This is a genomic window from Bradyrhizobium sp. UFLA05-153, from assembly GCF_054185185.1.
In genome coordinates, this window is record NZ_JBBIAM010000002.1 from 109,651 (window position 1) to 126,213 (window position 16,563).

The 16,563-nt window shown below is 60.8% G+C and carries 10 protein-coding genes; 4 read left to right on the plus strand and 6 right to left on the minus strand.

Features of this window, described 5'->3' with window-relative positions; genetic code table 11:
* Position 1 precedes the first annotated feature (1 nt).
* From Q2941_RS01840 to Q2941_RS01850, 3 genes are read right to left on the minus strand one after another with little or no spacing between them, the layout of a single operon-like run.
* A complete protein-coding gene (locus Q2941_RS01840; RefSeq protein WP_458191420.1) occupies positions 2-679 on the minus strand; it encodes a dienelactone hydrolase family protein in 678 nt (225 codons plus the stop codon).
* Between the two features lie 36 nt (positions 680-715).
* Complete coding sequence (locus Q2941_RS01845) at positions 716-2,722, minus strand: erythromycin esterase family protein (protein ID WP_458191421.1); 2,007 nt, start codon at positions 2,720-2,722, stop codon at positions 716-718.
* Positions 2,719-3,699 (minus strand): ribose-phosphate diphosphokinase, encoded by a 981-nt coding sequence (locus tag Q2941_RS01850; RefSeq protein WP_458191422.1) that lies wholly within the window; start codon positions 3,697-3,699, stop codon positions 2,719-2,721. The genes Q2941_RS01845 and Q2941_RS01850 overlap by 4 nt, the downstream gene beginning before the upstream one ends.
* 326 nt (positions 3,700-4,025) lie before the next feature.
* On the opposite strand from Q2941_RS01850, the gene Q2941_RS01855 reads away from it, so the two are divergent.
* The 4 genes from Q2941_RS01855 to Q2941_RS01870 all read left to right on the plus strand — a co-directional run bounded on the left by Q2941_RS01855 (position 4,026) and on the right by Q2941_RS01870 (position 12,222).
* The gene (locus Q2941_RS01855; protein ID WP_458191423.1) at positions 4,026-8,444 is read left to right on the plus strand and encodes a response regulator; all 4,419 of its coding nucleotides are present in this window, start codon (positions 4,026-4,028) and stop codon (positions 8,442-8,444) included.
* Positions 8,445-8,771: 327 nt separating this feature from the next.
* Complete coding sequence (locus Q2941_RS01860; protein ID WP_458191424.1) at positions 8,772-10,466, plus strand: thiamine pyrophosphate-dependent enzyme; 1,695 nt, start codon at positions 8,772-8,774, stop codon at positions 10,464-10,466.
* Positions 10,467-10,664: 198 nt separating this feature from the next.
* Positions 10,665-11,351, plus strand: a complete 687-nt coding sequence (locus Q2941_RS01865; RefSeq protein WP_458191425.1) for a rhomboid family intramembrane serine protease — start codon at positions 10,665-10,667, stop codon at positions 11,349-11,351.
* 22 nt (positions 11,352-11,373) lie between these two features.
* Positions 11,374-12,222, plus strand: a complete 849-nt coding sequence (locus Q2941_RS01870) for an SDH family Clp fold serine proteinase (RefSeq protein ID WP_458191426.1) — start codon at positions 11,374-11,376, stop codon at positions 12,220-12,222.
* Between the two features lie 94 nt (positions 12,223-12,316).
* Here Q2941_RS01870 and Q2941_RS01875 read toward each other — a convergent pair whose 3' ends face one another.
* From Q2941_RS01875 to Q2941_RS01885, 3 genes are all read right to left on the minus strand, one after another.
* A complete protein-coding gene (locus tag Q2941_RS01875; protein ID WP_458191568.1) occupies positions 12,317-12,934 on the minus strand; it encodes a MarC family protein in 618 nt (205 codons plus the stop codon).
* A 990-nt stretch (positions 12,935-13,924) separates the two neighbouring features.
* Positions 13,925-14,482 carry an NADPH-dependent FMN reductase gene (locus Q2941_RS01880; RefSeq protein ID WP_458191427.1) on the minus strand — a complete coding sequence of 186 codons (558 nt, stop codon included), beginning with the start codon at positions 14,480-14,482 and terminating at the stop codon, positions 13,925-13,927.
* A gap of 173 nt (positions 14,483-14,655) precedes the next feature.
* Positions 14,656-16,494, minus strand: a complete 1,839-nt coding sequence (locus Q2941_RS01885) for a glycoside hydrolase family 15 protein (RefSeq protein WP_458191428.1) — start codon at positions 16,492-16,494, stop codon at positions 14,656-14,658.
* Between the last annotated feature and the right edge of the window lie 69 nt (positions 16,495-16,563).

A 16,563-nucleotide genomic window follows, 5' to 3' on the forward strand; every position in this document is an offset into this window, starting at 1 on the left:
CTTACGCCGCCACGATGAGGTTGCGCTTGAACCAATCGCGCGCCAAGCGCGCCACTTCATCCAACGCTCCCGGTTCTTCAAACAAATGCGTTGCTTGCGTCACGATCGCCAATTGCTTTTCGCAGCGGAGTTGCGCGAGTGCAGCCTGATTTAGCTCAAGGACTTGCTTGTCGTCTTCTCCGACGATCAATAGCGTTGGAGCCCGAACGCGCGTCAAGGCCGCACCGGCCAGGTCTGGACGGCCGCCGCGCGAAACAACTGCCCCTACTGGATCGGGGCGGATCGCCGCGGCCGCCAGCGCGGCTGCGGCCCCGGTGCTGGCGCCGAAATAGCCTATCGGAAAGTTCTTGGTATCGGGGAACTGGATGAGCCAGTCGGTTATATCGACGAGCCTTTCGGCGAGCAGGTCGATGTCGAAGCGCAAGTGCGCCGTGCGCGCATCGACCACCTCCTCGTGCACCGTTAACAGGTCGATCAGCAGAGTTGCCAGTTTCGCGTCGTTGAGCACACGGGCCACATACCGGTTGCGGGGGCTGTGGCGGCTGCTGCCGCTCCCGTGGGCGAAAAGCACTGCCGCACATGCGTCCTCCGGGATGGTCAGATTGCCGTTAAGCGTCACGGAACCAGCAGGGACGCTGACCAATTGCCCCTCAATCATTTGAGCTGCGAGACTGTTCATGGCATGCTTCCTTTTTCGCTTGCGATGGCACGACGCTCATACCGCGAATGGGAATGTTTCCGGAAGTTCGCCGGCTTCCCACGCTTCAGTGATTTCGAGCGGCTTGACCGCACAGGTCTCATCGAAATGCACCACTGCATCGAATTGGTCCGGTAGCCGCGCCTGGAAATAGTGGCTCTGCCGCTCGGTTTCGGGACGGTAGATCACGCCGATCGCGCGCTCGAGCCGAGGCACGCCCAATTGCCGCACCACTACACCACTGTCGTCCATGATCAGCAGGAATCGGTCGCGCCCCGAAGCATGGAACAGCGCCTCGTAGCTGCCGGCCAGCGCTGGCCGGACGCGCTTGCGCTCGGCCGAACCGCCCCAATCTGAAGCGGCCGTTACTGTGCCTCGATTCGTTGTAAAGCCGATCAGAACCGCGTCGTCGGCATATTTCTCACGTGTGAGCTGGCCTACATTCAGTTCGCCGCGCCGACCCATTTCCGTCGCGCGAGCGTCGCCGAGATGCGAATTGTGCTCCCAGACGGCAATTTTGGCGCAACCGGCTTTTCGATCAAGGTAGCCGACCAGCGCGTCGAGCGTTTCAGCCATATGTCGGTCGCGCAAATTCCACGATGACACTGCCTCGAGGAACACCGAGCGGTAATAGGCCTCGGCGTTCTTCACCAGGCGGGCATTCTGTTCGGCATAGAAGAGATGATCATCCAAGGCGCCGCCACGGCGCATACGGTCGGCCGCCCGGCGCTGCAACTCGAGCAACTGGTTGACAACCTCCTCCTCGCACGATTTGGAAAGGTTCAGGCGCGTCATCAGGCCGTAGGCCTGGGTATCCTCGCCGACATGATCGAAGCAGGCGTAACGTTCGCGCGCCTGGATCGCCGCCCCGGGATCGACCTTCTCCAGGTAGTGGAGCACGGCTTTCATCGATGCGTGCAGGCTGTAGAGATCGAGCCCGTAGAAACCGACCTTTTCGACACCCGGCGGAAGCCCATCATTGTGCGCCCGAAGCCACTCAATGAACTCGACCACCACCGCGTTACGCCACATCCAGGTCGGAAAACGACGAAAATCGGCTAGCGCCTCTACCGCATCGACGTCGTCGCCGGCGCCGCGCACATAGCGATTGAGACGATAAGCGTCGGGCCAATCTGCCTCCACCGCCACCGCCGTGAATTTCCTTTCGGTGATGAGCCGCTTCGTGATTTCGGCCCGCTCGCGGTAGAACTCATGGGTACCGTGGGACGCTTCACCGAGCAGAGCAAAGCGCGCCTCACCGATCCGCCCGATCAGCGGATCATAGTCGCGTACGGATCCGACCAACGGATACGCAGTCTCGCGCAAGGCATTGACTACCACATCATCTGGTGCCGGAGATTGTGCCGCTTGACCGTCGGACCTGTTTTGGCTTGCCAACAGCTCGCGCACCTCTTCGTCCGTCGTCTGAGTAAACTCCCGATACCAGCGACCGACCGCGTGGAATGGCTCCGGCGTGATTGCGCAAATGACCTCGTCGGCCCTTCTCTTCATTTCCTCGCAGGTGTCGGGCGATGCCGTCGGAACCGCAACGACAATGCGCGCAGGCTCCTGTTGCCGTAACGCTTCGATCGCGGCGTGCATGGTGGCACCCGTAGCCAACCCGTCGTCAACCAGGATCACCGTGCGGCCCCGCACGTCGGGCTGCGGACGGCCGTCACGGTAAAGGCGCTCGCGCCGTGCCAGTGCCTGCCGTTCGCGCGCCGCAACCGCATCGATCATAGGCGCGGGAATGCCGAGGCCTTCGACGATCTCGTGGTTGAGCACGCGCACGCCACCTGTCGCGACCGCGCCCATCGCCAGTTCCTCATAGCCGGGGACGCCGAGCTTGCGAACCACAAAGACGTCCAGAGGTGCGTTGAGCGCGCGGGCTACCTCAAAGGCGACGGGCACGCCGCCGCGCGGCAGCGCCAGCACGAGCACGTCCGGGCGATGGGAGTAGCCTGCAATTTTCTCGGCGAGCCGTCTGCCCGCGTCTCGACGATCGAGAAACAGTCCTGGCATCATGTCTCCTCCCTTGCCTGCGCAGCCATTCGGCGCAGGCTTTTCGAATGAAGCTCGCCGCGCGGGCCGTCGGCCGCAAGTCGCTCCAAGGCGGAGGCCAGCAGCGGCGCAATGGAGACCATTCGCAGCTCAGGCCAGTTCTCCTCGTGCACGTCCACCGAATCCGTCACCAATACCTCGCGAACGGCTGGATGGCTCAGTTTCTCACGCGCATTCGCAACCAGCTGTCCATGCGTGGCCGCCAGGATGAATTCGGGTTGTGCGCCAGCCGCTAGAAGAGCCCGGATGCTCTCGGCGACGGTCCCTCCCGTCGAGATCATATCGTCAACGATCAGGCACAGCCTGCCGGACACCCCTCCGGCCATGTGGGTCACTTCGGTCTGAGTGCCGTCTATCCGACGCTTGTGTAACACGACAACTGGCGCGTCGAGGCACCGCGCATAGTGGTTCGCCATCGCGACACGGCCCGCGTCCGGCGCGACGATAACTATCCTTGCAGGCAGACGGCCTCGCAATGCCCCGCAAAGCGTCGGCACAGCCGTCAGACTCTCCACCGGCACATGAAAAAAGCCTTCGATCTGCGGGGTGTGCGGATCGACGGTGACGACCTGATCGACCCCAACGGCTTCCAGAAGATCAGCGACCATCCGCGCCATGATCGGCTCTCGCCGGCCATGCCGCTTGTCTGAGCGGCCGTAGCCGAAAAATGGCACCACTGCTGCAATGCGTGCGGCCCCGGCGCGGCGACAGGCATCTGCAAGGGCGAGCAATTCGATCAGATGATCGTTGGCCGGCGGCGACGTCGGTTGTACCAGGAAGACCTCCTTGCGCCGCACAGACTCACGTATCTGCACGGAAACTTCGCCGCCCGGATATCGTTTCAGGACGCAGTTGCCGGGCTGACTACCCAGCTCGCGCGCAATCAAATGGGCCAACGCCGGATTGGCTGTCCCGCTAAATACAATGAAGCGGTTGATCACAGCAGCCTCGACCAATTCGCGTGTGAACCCGGCTCACGAGTCCTCTTTCCACAAGTAAGCATTCCACAAGTAAGCATTATGGTAACGTCGAACCGATTTCGACCGCCTTGATGGTCGTCAACTCCGCGCAACGCCACAGGGGCAAAATGACTAGGGCTTGGAATAATTAGCGCGCAGCCCTAGTGTGATAGATGCAAGCTGGACGAATGCGAGGTAGTTGGCGGCAAACTTATCGTAATGACCCTTGCGGGCATCTTGCTCTGGACGACCGGTAAGCCATACTTGTTCTATGAGGTCTGCCCAACGCTGAAACGGGCCCGACGTCGATGGTTGGCAGTGTTTCCACAAGCCCGGCATGGCTCGCCGGCGGCGGCGAGATGGGCGCGCGGATGCGCGCTAAGGATTGGACAGCGACGCCGCTCGGGCCGCCCGAGACTTGGTCACAAAGCGTTCAAGCGGCGGTCAGCATATGTCTCAACTCGCGCTTCCCCATCGTGCTCTGGATTGGGCCCGAATTAAGAATTTTCTACAACGACACGTACATTCCGTTCCTCGGAGTGACGAAACATCCGGCGGCGCTCGGCGCTCCCGGACTTGAGGTCTGGGGAGAGATCTGGACGTCGATCGGCCCGATGCACGAGGAGGTCGCGGCTGGACGGGCTACCTCGGTCGAAGACCAGCAGATGTTTTTCGCCCGCCAGCTGCCACGAGAGGAGGTCTACGTCACCTTCGGCTACAGCCCGATCCTGGCACCGGACGGGATCATGGTCGAAGGTGTCTTTTGCGCCTGCACCGAGACTACCGCAAAGGTGATTGGAGAGAGGCGGCTAGCGACGCTACGCGATCTCGCCGCCCATTCGTCGCGACAGCGAACTGCTGAGATCGCCTGTGTTGATGCGGTCGATGTTCTGCGAGGCAATCCTCTCGATATTCCATTTGCTGCGATCTATGTGCTCGAAGAAGAGGGAACGCACGCGCGTCGTCTTGCTGGCACTGGATTGGACGGCGGTTGGCCGATATTCCCCGAGACCATTTCGGTCATTGGTGGCAGTTCCACAGACGGGCCCTGGCCGCTGAGCCGCGTCGCTGAGACTGGCCGGCCTTGCGAATTATTTGATCTTCCTGGCACTATCGGTATCTTGCGCGCGGGGCAGTGGTCGGAACCCGTCGAGACAGCCATCATCCTCCCGCTGGCCGCACCGCCCCAGACGCGACCTGCAGGCTTCCTGATCGTCGGTGCAAGCCCGCGACGCATTATGGATGCCGACTACCGCAGCTTTTTCGATCTTGTCGCCGGTCACATCGCAACGAGCATTGCGGATGCGCGTGCGTTCGAAGTGGAACGAAAGCGTGCTGAGGCGCTGGCAGAAATCGACCGCGCCAAGGCAGCGTTCTTTTCCAATGTCAGTCACGAGTTTCGCACGCCACTAACACTCATGATGGGTCCGATTGAAGAACTTTTGGCGGAGCCTGATACTGCGCTTTCGCCTGAGCACCGCGCTCAGTTGGACGTTGCTCATCGCAATTCCCTCCGTCTCCTTCGATTGGTCAATACACTACTTGACTTCTCGCGCGTGGAAGCCGGGCGCATGCAGGCAAACTACCAGCCCGTCGAGCTCTCTGACTTGACGGCGGAGCTGGCATCCAACTTTCGGTCCGCATGTGAGCGAGCAGGACTGGCGCTCGGCATAGAATGCCAGCCGCTGGGGCAGCCGGTCTATGTCGACCGCGAGATGTGGGAGAAGATCGTCCTCAACGTCATCTCCAATGCGTTCAAATTCACGTTGGAAGGGCGCATCGCGGTCACGATCGAGGCGGAAAGCTCCAACGCCGTGTTACGCGTGGCTGACACAGGCGTCGGCATTCCCGAACAGGACCTGCGTAGGATATTTGAGCGCTTTCACCGCATCGAGGGCCGACGCGGCCGCACTCATGAAGGCACCGGAATTGGTCTTGCCCTCGTGCAAGAGCTGGTGCGGCTTCATGGCGGCGAGATTCGCGTCGAAAGCCAAGTTGGACGTGGCACGACATTCTCGATAAGACTCCCGTTCGGTCGTGATCACCTGCCTGCCAATCGTATTCAGGCTCAATCCTCCCCGGCCTCGACGGCGGTCGCGGCCGGCGTGTTTGTTGAGGAGGCGATGCGCTGGCTTCCGTCCGCCCAGCCTTCCGACAATTCCGACGCAATCATAGGCGAGCCCGGCCCGGGTGAACCGGGCGGCCGACGCGCGCGCGTGCTAGTGGTCGATGATAATGCGGACATGCGCGAGCATCTCGGGCGCCTGCTGGCGAGATGGTGGGAGGTGGAAACGGCAACCGATGGACTGGAGGCCCTCAACGCGGCGCGGCGAAGCCCGCCCGACCTCGTTCTGACGGACACCATGATGCCGCGTCTCGACGGGATCGGGCTCTTGTCGGCGCTGCGCGCTGATCCCAACCTTGCCGAAATTCCAATCATTCTTCTGTCCGCGCGGGCCGGAGAAGAAGCGCGCATCGAGGGCTTGGATTTGGGCGCCGACGACTACCTGGTAAAGCCATTTTCCGCCCGCGAGTTGACCACGAGGGTGCGCTCGCATCTTTCGCTATCTCACCGTCGTCTTCAGGCTACCGAGCAGGCGCGCGATGACATCGCTGCTCTAACGACGCTGCAAGAGATCAGCACGCGAAGCCTACAATCGCTCGACTTGCAGCCCCTTCTTGAGATGACGCTCGATGCAGCGATGTCGCTTGCCCAAGCGGATCGCGGAACCCTTCAACTTTTCAACAATGAAAAGGACGCGCTGGAAATCGCGGCACACCGCGCATTCGGGCGGCCCTTCCTTGAGTTCTTTCGAGAAGTGCGTGGCGGCGGTCGTGGCGCGACATGTGGCGCTGCGCTTGACCGACATGAGGCTGTGGTTGTCGAGGACGTAAATGACAGCGATATCTTCAACGACACACCGTCGCTCGGAGTACTACGAGCAGCCGGCGTGCTGGCGATCACCAGCGTGCCACTGCTCGCCCGCACTGGCTGCTTTGTCGGCATGTTGAGCGTACACTTCTCTACGTCGCGACGACCGAGCGGCAAAGTCATGCAGCGGCTCGATGTGCTGGCAAGGCAGGCTGCGGACTTCATCGAGAGGACGAAGCTGCTGCAGTGCTTGCGCGAGGGCGAGTCGCGCCTGCAAGCCGCCGTTGATCTTGTGAAGCTCGGCCGTTACGCGTGGAACCCACAAACCAACGAATTGCAATGCGATGACAGGATCAGAGCAATGTGGGGTCTGCCTGCTGGCGCGCCGATCGACTACGAGGTGTGGCGGGCCGGCGTACATCCGGATGATCTCGTCCGCGTCGAGGCCGCGATCCAGGAATGCGCCGACCCAAGGGGGAACGGGGTTTACGATATCGAGTACCGCGTTATCGGAAAAACCGACGGCGTGCAGCGCTGGGTCGCGACGCGTGGGCGAACAAATTTCAAGAACAACGTGCCGGTTTCATTTTACGCGGTGGCGATGGACATCACCGACCGCAAACTCATCGAAGAGGCGCTTGAGGGTCGCGTCGAAGCTCGAACTCATGAACTAGCGGAAGCCAACCGGAAATTGCGCGCCCAAATTGAGCAGCGGGAGATAGCCGAAGCTGAAGTTCAGCAATTGCTGCGGCGTGACGCAATCGGGCAGATCACGTCGGGCGTGGCACACGACTTCAACAATCTGCTTAGCGTCGTGCTCACTAACGCTCGTCTGTTGTCCCACAGTTTGCGAGAGACCGGCGATCAGGAAGGGATCGAGCTGATCCGCACCGCTGCCGAACGCGGGGTGAAGCTTGTCGGGCAACTCCTTGCGTTCTCGCGCAAGCAGCGACTCGAACCTCAGGAGGTTGATCTCAACAGCAAGATTGCCGGAATGAGCCGTCTCCTCAGCGCCACATTGGAGGGCACGGTACAGCTGCGGACCGTGCTGGCTCCGGATCTTTGGTCCGCCCAGGTCGATGCAACCCAGGTAGAACTGGTCATCCTAAATCTCGTCCTAAACGCCAGGGACGCCATGCCTTCGGGTGGTACGCTCACGCTTGAAACGCGCAATGCGGTCGTCGACGGTCCCGTGCGCGGTGCGGATGGACCTAGTCCGGGACAATACGTTGGCTTGATCGTCAGCGATACGGGATCAGGTATTCCGGACGATGTCCTTCCCCACGTTTTCGAGCCTTTTTTCACTACCAAGCAACCTGGGAGGAACTCCGGCCTCGGCCTCGCCCAATTGGTCGGTTTCGTGAAGCAATCGGGCGGAGGTGTCGGAATCGAGACACGCGTCGGCAAGGGTACCTCGGTAAAGGTGTTCCTGCCCCGCGCCGAAGTAACCCGGGTCGATCACGACCAGATGCCGATCGTCAAGCCAGGAATCGATACGACGGCAACTATCCTCGTCGTGGATGACGACGCGGCGGTGCTCAAGACAACTCTCCGATTGCTCGACTCCTTAGGATATTCGGTCGTTCCTGCCCCAAGCGGAGAAGACGCACTTCAATTGCTCGATAGCCATTCAGAGATTGACCTCATTCTTGCAGACTATGCCATGCCGACAATGAGCGGGATCGAGCTCGCGAAAACAATCAGGACTACACGTCCCGCGTTGCCGGTCATTCTCGTTACCGGCTACGGCAATCGCGAAGTTATCGAGGGTTTCGGCGAAACGCTAATACTGCATAAGCCCTACACCGAAGACGAATTGATCCTGAGGATCAAGAGTGCGCTCAACGAACGCTGAACTTCGACGTTCCACCTCTGCTGTTGGCACTATTCCACAACGTGCTGAGAAAGGTGGCCGCTCTCACTAATTTATGGTGGGACAACCCGCCCGCATAAGCGGGGAGGTAACCGCTCGTCGTCCGATCCCGACTGGACGCGCCCGACCGCATGCGGCGACTGCTCGCGCATTGCGGCGACAAGCGCCTTTGGAACAAGGGGCCGGGCCAGCAATTATCACAACTTCGTCGCATCGTTGACGGGTTGAAGCCAGTCAAGGTCTATAGCCGGCAGCGGCGCCAGCCTGCCGCATTGAACGCACTCCGATGGCGAGAGTTGGGAGCGGGCCATGTCACAGACAGTTGCCGGCATTCTGGTAAGTGCCCTCGAACGGATCGGCGTCCGGCACATCTTCGGATTGATCGGCGACTCGCTCAATCCGCTTGCCGATGTGGTCCGACGCAGCAAGATCGAGTGGGTTGGCGTCCGCCACGAGGAAGGCGCGGCGCAAGCCGCCGCCGGCCAGGCCAAGATCACCGGCACGCTCGCAGTGTGTGCCGGCACCACTGGACCTGGCAGCAATCATCTGGTTGCCGGTCTCTATGAAGCGGCCCGCGATCATGCGCCAGTGCTGGCCTTGTCTGGCGACATGCCGCGCAAGCTACATGGCACCGATTACATCCAGACCACCGAACCCGATCTCTTGTTTCGCGACGTGTCACTCTACACCGAGACCATCTCGACCGCAGCGCAGGCACCGGCGGTCATCCATCAGGCGATAGCGGCCGCCTATGCCGGCCCCGGCGTCGCACATCTGACGCTTCCGCAGGATGTGATCGCAGCGAAAGCGCAAGGCAGCGTTCCCAGCATCCTAACCTTGAAGCCGCGGTCCGAAGTCACCGCCAGCGAGGCAAGGATCGCCGAACTAGCCCGGCGGATTGATCAGGCGGACAAGATTGTGATGATGTGCGGCGCCGGATGCCGCGGCTCCGTTGACCTGTTGTGCGCTCTCTCGGACCGGCTCAAGGCTCCGCTGATCCATACAGTCAAGGGTAAAGACCTCCTGCCCTACGACGATCCCCGCTGGATGGGCGGTCTCGGCATGATCGGGACGAGGGCCGTCTACAACGCCGTGATGCGTTGCGACCTGCTGCTAATGATCGGCACCGACTATCCCTATTCCAACTTCCTCCCGACCAAGAGCACGGTGATTCAGATCGATGAACGACCGCAGGTGCTGGGACGGCGCGTTCCGACCGCGCTCGGCGTTGCTGGATCGGCCCGGCCGACGCTGAAACAGTTACTCGGCCGGATTGGGCCGAAGACCGATACCGAATTCTGGGACGAGGTCACCGACGAGCGCAGGACATGGGACGCGATGCTCAACCAGCAAGCTGATATCAAGCGGAGCGTCGATCAGATCCATCCACAGACGGTAGCCCGTGCGGTTAGCGATCTCGCCCATTCCGACGCGATATTCGTCCTGGATACCGGCCTAAACACACTGTGGTCTGCTAACTGGATCCGACAAACCGGGACGCAGCGGATCATCGGATCCTTCAACAATGCGGCGGTGGGAACGGCGCTCGGCCAAGCCAATGGCATACAGGCGCTGGATCGCTCGCGTCAGGTGATCGCGCTGACCGGCGATGGCGGCTTCAACATGCTGATGGGCGAATTCCTGACAGCAGTGCATCACAACCTGCCGGTCAAGGTCATCATCTACAACAATTCGTCGCTCGGACTGATCACGCTGGAGGCCGAAAGCGTCGGACTGGTGCCATTTCGCGAGGCCATCGACTTTCCAAACCCGGATTTCGCGGCATTAGCCCGAGCGTGCGGTGGCCGCGGATACATGGCCAGACACCCGTCGGAATTGATGGCAGCGGTAGTCGAAGCTCTCTCGATCGATGGTCCGGCGCTTGTTGACGCAACCGTCATCTCAAACGAAATGCCAAATCTACCCCATGTCGATTTGGAGATGATCGGGCATTTCGGGCTGGCCAAGATCAAGGAAGCCGTTCTCGCCGTAACGGGGGGATAGCGAGACCTGCCCGGCGGACCGACCGCCCGCAGTAGGCGGCTGCGCTTCGCCCTCCCGCCCGAAAATTGACGACTGTCATGGTTCGCCCAGGCATCTGGCCGCAGTGTCTATCCGGCATCGCGGCACGGATACGAAGAGGCGCAGATGTTCCCGATCAGGAATACTGTCCCGACCCGTTACCCCCCGATGATCACGTGGGTGCTGATCGCCACCAACTGTATCATGTTCCTGTTCGAGAGCAGCCTGAGCCAGTACGAGCTTCAGCAGCTGCTGTATCAATTCGCGCTTGTCCCTGCGCGTTATTCCGGGATTCTTGCGTCCGATGAGATCGACCCGGTCATCGACGACGTCCTGCCGCTCTTCACCATGATGTTCCTGCACGGCGGGTGGCTGCACCTCATCCTGAACATGTGGACGCTATGGCTGTTCGGTCCGACCATCGAAGATCGGCTGGGCCATAGCCGCTATTTGGCGTTCTATCTTGCCTGCGGCGTTGCGGCTTCTGTCGCGCATATCTTCTTCAACCCGGTCTCGATCGTACCGGCATTGGGCGCCTCGGGAGCGATCGCCGGTGTCCTCGGGAGCTACATGCGCCTGTTTCCCCTCGCGCGGGTGGTCGTGGTGGTCCCGATCCTGTTCATCCCGCTGTTCTTCGAGGTCTATGCCTTCTTCTATGTCGGGTTCTGGTTCCTCATGCAGATCTTGCAGGGAATCCTGGACCTGGCGGTAACGCCCACGAGCGCGGACGTCGCGTGGTGGGCCCATGTCGGCGGGTTTGTGGCAGGCTTCGCACTTGTCCCCCTCATGGTCCAGTCCGAACGGCGCTACCGGGCCTACTATCGGGACGAAGGCGTGCTCGGCTTCGATCCTGAAGGGCGGATGTGAGGTGCTATTCGTGGAGGCTTCCATGTCGATCGGTGATCTCTTCTGGATCTTCTTCGTGTTCTCGGCGATCCAGCCGCTGTTGCGCCAGCGCATGCTCGAGGCGATGCGCGTGCGCAAGATCTCGCAACTGGAGGCTCAGCGAAAATCGCGGGTGATCCTGCTGGTGCACCGGCAGGAAACCATGCGGCTATTGGGCTTCCCGATCGCCCGCTACATCGACATCAACGATTCGGAGGAGGTTCTGCGCGCCATTCAGATGACAGACGAAAATGTGCCGCTCGACCTCGTGCTGCACACGCCGGGAGGCCTCGTGTTGGCAGCGCTGCAGATCGCCAGGGCGCTCCGCGAGCACAAGGCGAAAGTCACGGTCTTCGTGCCGCACTACGCCATGTCCGGCGGTACGCTGATCGCGCTGGCGGCCGACGAGATCGTGATGAGCAGCCATGCCGTGCTCGGTCCGATCGATCCGCAGCTCGGACAGTCGCCGGCGGTCTCGCTGATTAAGGTCGTCGAGGAGAAGCCGGTCGCCAAGATTGAGGATCAAACGTTGATAATGGCCGACGTCGGCCGCAAGGCAATTGCGCAGATCAAACAGTCGGCGAGTGAACTGCTGGAGCGGCGGCTGCCCGCTGAACAAGCCGCCAAGCTGGCGGAACAGCTCGCATCTGGTACGTGGACGCATGACTATCCGATCTGGGCGTCGACCTCGAAGCGGCTAGGCCTTCCCGTGAACACCGACATGCCCAACAGCGTTTTCGAACTCATGAAATTGTATCCGCAACCCGTCCGCATGCAGAACAGTGGCGGCGTCGAATATCTGCCGGTGCGGCGAAGTCAGCCGGACCAGGGGGATTCTGTGGAAGTGGGCTGAGGTACAGCGGGTCGGCCTCAGATCGCAGCCAACCTCGCATGGCATGCCGATACGGTCGTTGATGGTCGTCTCGTCACAGCGGCCGCCGATCCATTCAGGCGCTCGCGCGAACGGATGCGACCCCATCCAATACCAACTGAACCGAGAAAGCCGCGAGCAATATCCCGAGCAGCCGGGAAAGCACGGCATTTCCAGTGTTGCGCAGTGATTTCGCGATCGGCACGGCCAGGGCGAAGCAAATCACGCAGATCAGGTACACGAGCAGAATGATCAGTATGACAACAACCAGTCTCGATGTCGTGCCTGCGGCGCTGGACAACAATAGCGTGGTGATGATTGCGACCGGTCCGGCCATTAGCGGGATAGCCAACGGAAAGATGGCGATATCCGAAACATGCTCGGCCATCGTCTTATCGGTTTCGCGCGCCTCGCGGTGCGGCCGATCGCCGAAGACCATCCGGTAGGAGACGGCGAACAAAAGAAGTCCGCCCGCGATCTGAAAAGCTGGAATGCTGATTCCAAGCTGACGCAACAGCCAGTTCCCGCATAATGCAAGACCTACCAGGATCGCCGCGGCGATCAGACCGGACGGCAATTCGGGCCCTGTCTCGGCCGCAGAGCCCTCTGCTGCCACGAGAAACGCCGGCACCAATCCGACGGGGTCGACGACCAGTAACAGGGTCACGAAGGCTGACATAGCGAAGTCGATCACCGCGAATGCCCCCGAGAACGTCAGGCAGATCATGGTGCGGGATGTACATAGCTCGACCTGAGCCGACGCAAAGTAAGCGGCCATCGCCAATCTATGCAGTGTGCCTAAATCAATGTGCTTTGGCGTGTTCTTTTCGACCTGTGGAGTCACCCTGGTCGGATCCGGAGCGCCGGACACGCCGCGCGGACCAAGCAGTTCGCGCTGAATGTCGTCCTCGGACTTCTCGGGTTCTTCGCAGTTAAGCGGCCGTGGTTCAGCCATGAACTGCCACTTCCGCCACTGCATGGAAGAAAACATCTGACTATTTCGGCGGCCTGAGCTCGCTTGCAAGCCAACCTACCGCATCACTCCTGAGTGGGTCGATGGGGATGGAAAGTGTCTTGGACTGGCCACACGTCGAGCAAGCAAAGGTGAGTTCTTGATAACCGATCGCGCCTGGTGCGGCCCTGCCCGCGGCCATGGCGCGTCCGCACTTCGGGCATGCGGGTCTCTTGATTGTTGCGAACTTTCTGAGTGTATCAGATGGAGCCAGGAACATTGGTTTCGTCGGCGCGAGCCGCCCTCCTTTTGCTATGTGTGCTGCGAGCAGACGCAGGATTAATCCGCGCAGCGTACGCACTCATGCAATATCGACCCCGTACGCAGGATGCGCCATGTCGTAATTTTACGTAGCAATCAACTCACGACCGGCCCATCGCAGCTGGTCGAAGAACTCGGCCGGTGATGACTAGCTGACCCGGTCGATACGATCTTGACGACAGTCAATGCGGACGCGACGAGGCATGCGCTAATATAAATTATAGGCTCGTTGTCTCAGTGCTGGATCGCCAGCTTGTGAAATGCAGTTGGCCAGGCTTCCGATCGAGCTGCCAGAACTCGAGGTCGGCAAATACTGGCACGAGCGTGTCGATCGCCTGCCGACAATCAGCGGCCGCGATCCTGGACTAATGGTCGGAACGTGCCGACAAGTAAGGGATAGTGTTGAAGCGCTCACCCCTTGAAGCGAGCAGCGAATTTCGCGAAGGCCGCGAGCTGATCGGCGACTACCTTCCTGGTCGGGTCGTCCTTCAATTCCAGCGTATGCGGATCAAATTTGGTCTGGGCTAGTCCGACGAATACTTCCGGTGTCCCAAACACGAAGGCGTTGAGATAGGTAAGCGCCATTCGCAGATGATATTGCATCCGCGCCCCGCCCAGGGGGCCGCCGGTGGCGGACTGAATGGCGACTGGCTTCTCCCTGAAGGGCTGGTTTTCCAGGCGCGACACCCAATCCAGCGCGTTCTTCAGGCCTCCGGGAATAGTCCAGTTGTATTCGGGCGAGACGATGATGATGCCATCGGCTTTCCTGATGGCATCGGCGAAGGTCGTCACTTCACCTGGAAAGCCGGCGGCCTGAACATCCGCATTGTACAGGGGCATACCGTCATATGGCGGCGCATTGGACAGATGAAGATTTGAAGGCGCAAGCTTGGGAAGCGCCCGCATCAGCGCGGTATTGTACGAGCCCTTGCGCAGGCTGCCACTGATCGTCACCACGTTGAGTACCATTGATTACCCCTTTTGCTTGCATGAGGCGCTGAGACATCTCACCTCAAGCGGCGATATTTGTCTTTGATGGATGCCCGTTTTCGCCACCGGCAGCAGCGCAAAACTCGTATTCGAGGAACCAGAACGGCTGCTTGGCATTGACGGTGGACCGCCGTTCAGCAGGAACGTCTACGTCAGTCCGGCTCCGCCTCGGCTTGCGCAGTTGGACGCATCGCCGGGCGCTGCGACTCGGCGCGCTCCTCCGCAGGGCCCGTCGCCCGGGTGAGATTCAAGGCGCAACAGATCAAACCCACATGGCTGTAGGCTTGCGGAAAATTACCCAGCATGCGGCCGGCGAACGGATCGTATTCCTCGGCGAGCAGTCCCACGTCATTGCAACGCGAGAGGAGACGGTCGAACAGCTTACGGGCCTCCAAATAGCGGCCCTGCAGAATGTAATTGTCAGCCAACCAAAAGCTGCACGCCAGAAACGCTCCTTCTCCCGGGGGCAGGCCGTCACCGGGATTTGCGCGTTCATACCGCAGAACAAACTCGTCCTGGACCAGCAGTCTCTTTTCGATGGCCCGCACCGTATTCCTCATGCGCGGGTCAGTTGCAGGCAGAAAGCCCACCAGCGGCATCAGCAGCAGACCAGCGTCGAGTCGTTTCGAGCCATAAGCCTGCACGAAACTTTCGAGATCGCGGTCGAAGCCGCGGTCGCACACGTCGGCGTGAATCTCGTCGGCGACCGCTCGCCAATGTCGAGATGCCTCGATTGATCCCTCTGCAGCGAACTCATTGGCGGCACGATCGAACGCAACCCAGGCCATGACCTTCGAATGGACGAAGTGCTGTCGCTCACCGCGTACCTCCCAAATGCCTTGATCCGGCTCGCGCCAAGCGCTGGCGAGATATCTCAGCATGATGGGCTGCAGGGCGCGGCCACGTTCGGTCAGACCTATCCCGCCCTTCCCGGCGTGGAACATGGCATCGGCGACCTCGCCGAGAACGTCCAGCTGAAGTTGCTGGTAGGCGGCGTTTCCGATGCGCACCGGCGGCGATCTTTCATAGCCGGCGAGCCACGGAATAGTCAGCTCCGGCAGCCAGCGCTCGCCGCCCACTCCGTACACGATCTGCACCTGCTCCGGATTACCGGCGATGGTGCGAAGGAGCCAGTCTCGCCATGTCCGCGCCTCGTCGTAGTATCCGAGGTGCATCAGGGCCAGCAGGGTGAAGGTGGCGTCGCGCAACCAGCAAAAGCGATAGTCCCAATTCCTGATTCCACCAATGAGCTCCGGCAGAGAGGTCGTGGGCGCGGCGATAATCCCGCCGGTCGGGGCGTAGGTCAGAGCCTTCAATGTAATGAGCGAACGTTTGACCGCTTCCGTCCAGGGACCGACCTCGGGACACCGATCACTCCATCCACGCCAGAATGCTTCCGTTCGCGTCAGCGCGTCGAAGGCATCAATCGCCGGCGGAGGATCTTGGAACGACGCCCCGTAGGAGAGGATGAACGGGATTGACTGGCCTGCCTCGACCGTAGGTTCGCCAACCGTTTTCAGATCCTCGCCGTGAAGCGAGGCTGTCGTACGCAGCACCAGACGCTCCGGACCGGCGATCGCGCTGATGCTGCCGTCATCGAGTCGGTTGACCCACGGCACCGTCGCCCCGTAGTTGAAGCGCACCATAAATTCGGAGTGAAACTCGACTCGCCCCTGTCGACCGACAAGAATGCGCACAAGATCGGCGCGGTCTCCCGGTGTCATGAAATCGATAAGCGTCGCACTGCCACCCTTCGTTCGGAATTCCGTTTCGAGGACCAAAGTGCCTGCGCGGTAGCGCCGCAACGTCTCGATCGGCTCATCCTTCGGTGCAATGAGCCACCGTCCGTTTTCTGAGTCGCCAAGCAGGGCGGCAAAGCACGCAGCCGAATCAAATCTCGGCCAGCACAGCCAATCGATCGAGCCGTTGCGCCCGACCATGGCTGCTGCCTTGCAATCGCCGATCATCGCATAGTTTTCGATTTTGAGCATGCACGCCTCCGGCCCGGTCCGGGCGCGCTGCCCGCGCTGCCGCTCTCAGATATAATCCCTAAATTCCCT

Coding starts and splice junctions, on each gene's coding strand:
- Q2941_RS01885 (WP_458191428.1), bottom strand. CDS start 16,494: ATGCTCAAAATCGAAAACTATGCGATGATCGGCGATTGCAAGGCAGCA.
- Q2941_RS01855 (WP_458191423.1), top strand. CDS start 4,026: ATGGTTGGCAGTGTTTCCACAAGCCCGGCATGGCTCGCCGGCGGCGGC.
- Q2941_RS01845 (WP_458191421.1), bottom strand. CDS start 2,722: ATGATGCCAGGACTGTTTCTCGATCGTCGAGACGCGGGCAGACGGCTC.
- Q2941_RS01860 (WP_458191424.1), top strand. CDS start 8,772: ATGTCACAGACAGTTGCCGGCATTCTGGTAAGTGCCCTCGAACGGATC.
- Q2941_RS01880 (WP_458191427.1), bottom strand. CDS start 14,482: ATGGTACTCAACGTGGTGACGATCAGTGGCAGCCTGCGCAAGGGCTCG.
- Q2941_RS01840 (WP_458191420.1), bottom strand. CDS start 679: ATGAACAGTCTCGCAGCTCAAATGATTGAGGGGCAATTGGTCAGCGTC.
- Q2941_RS01870 (WP_458191426.1), top strand. CDS start 11,374: ATGTCGATCGGTGATCTCTTCTGGATCTTCTTCGTGTTCTCGGCGATC.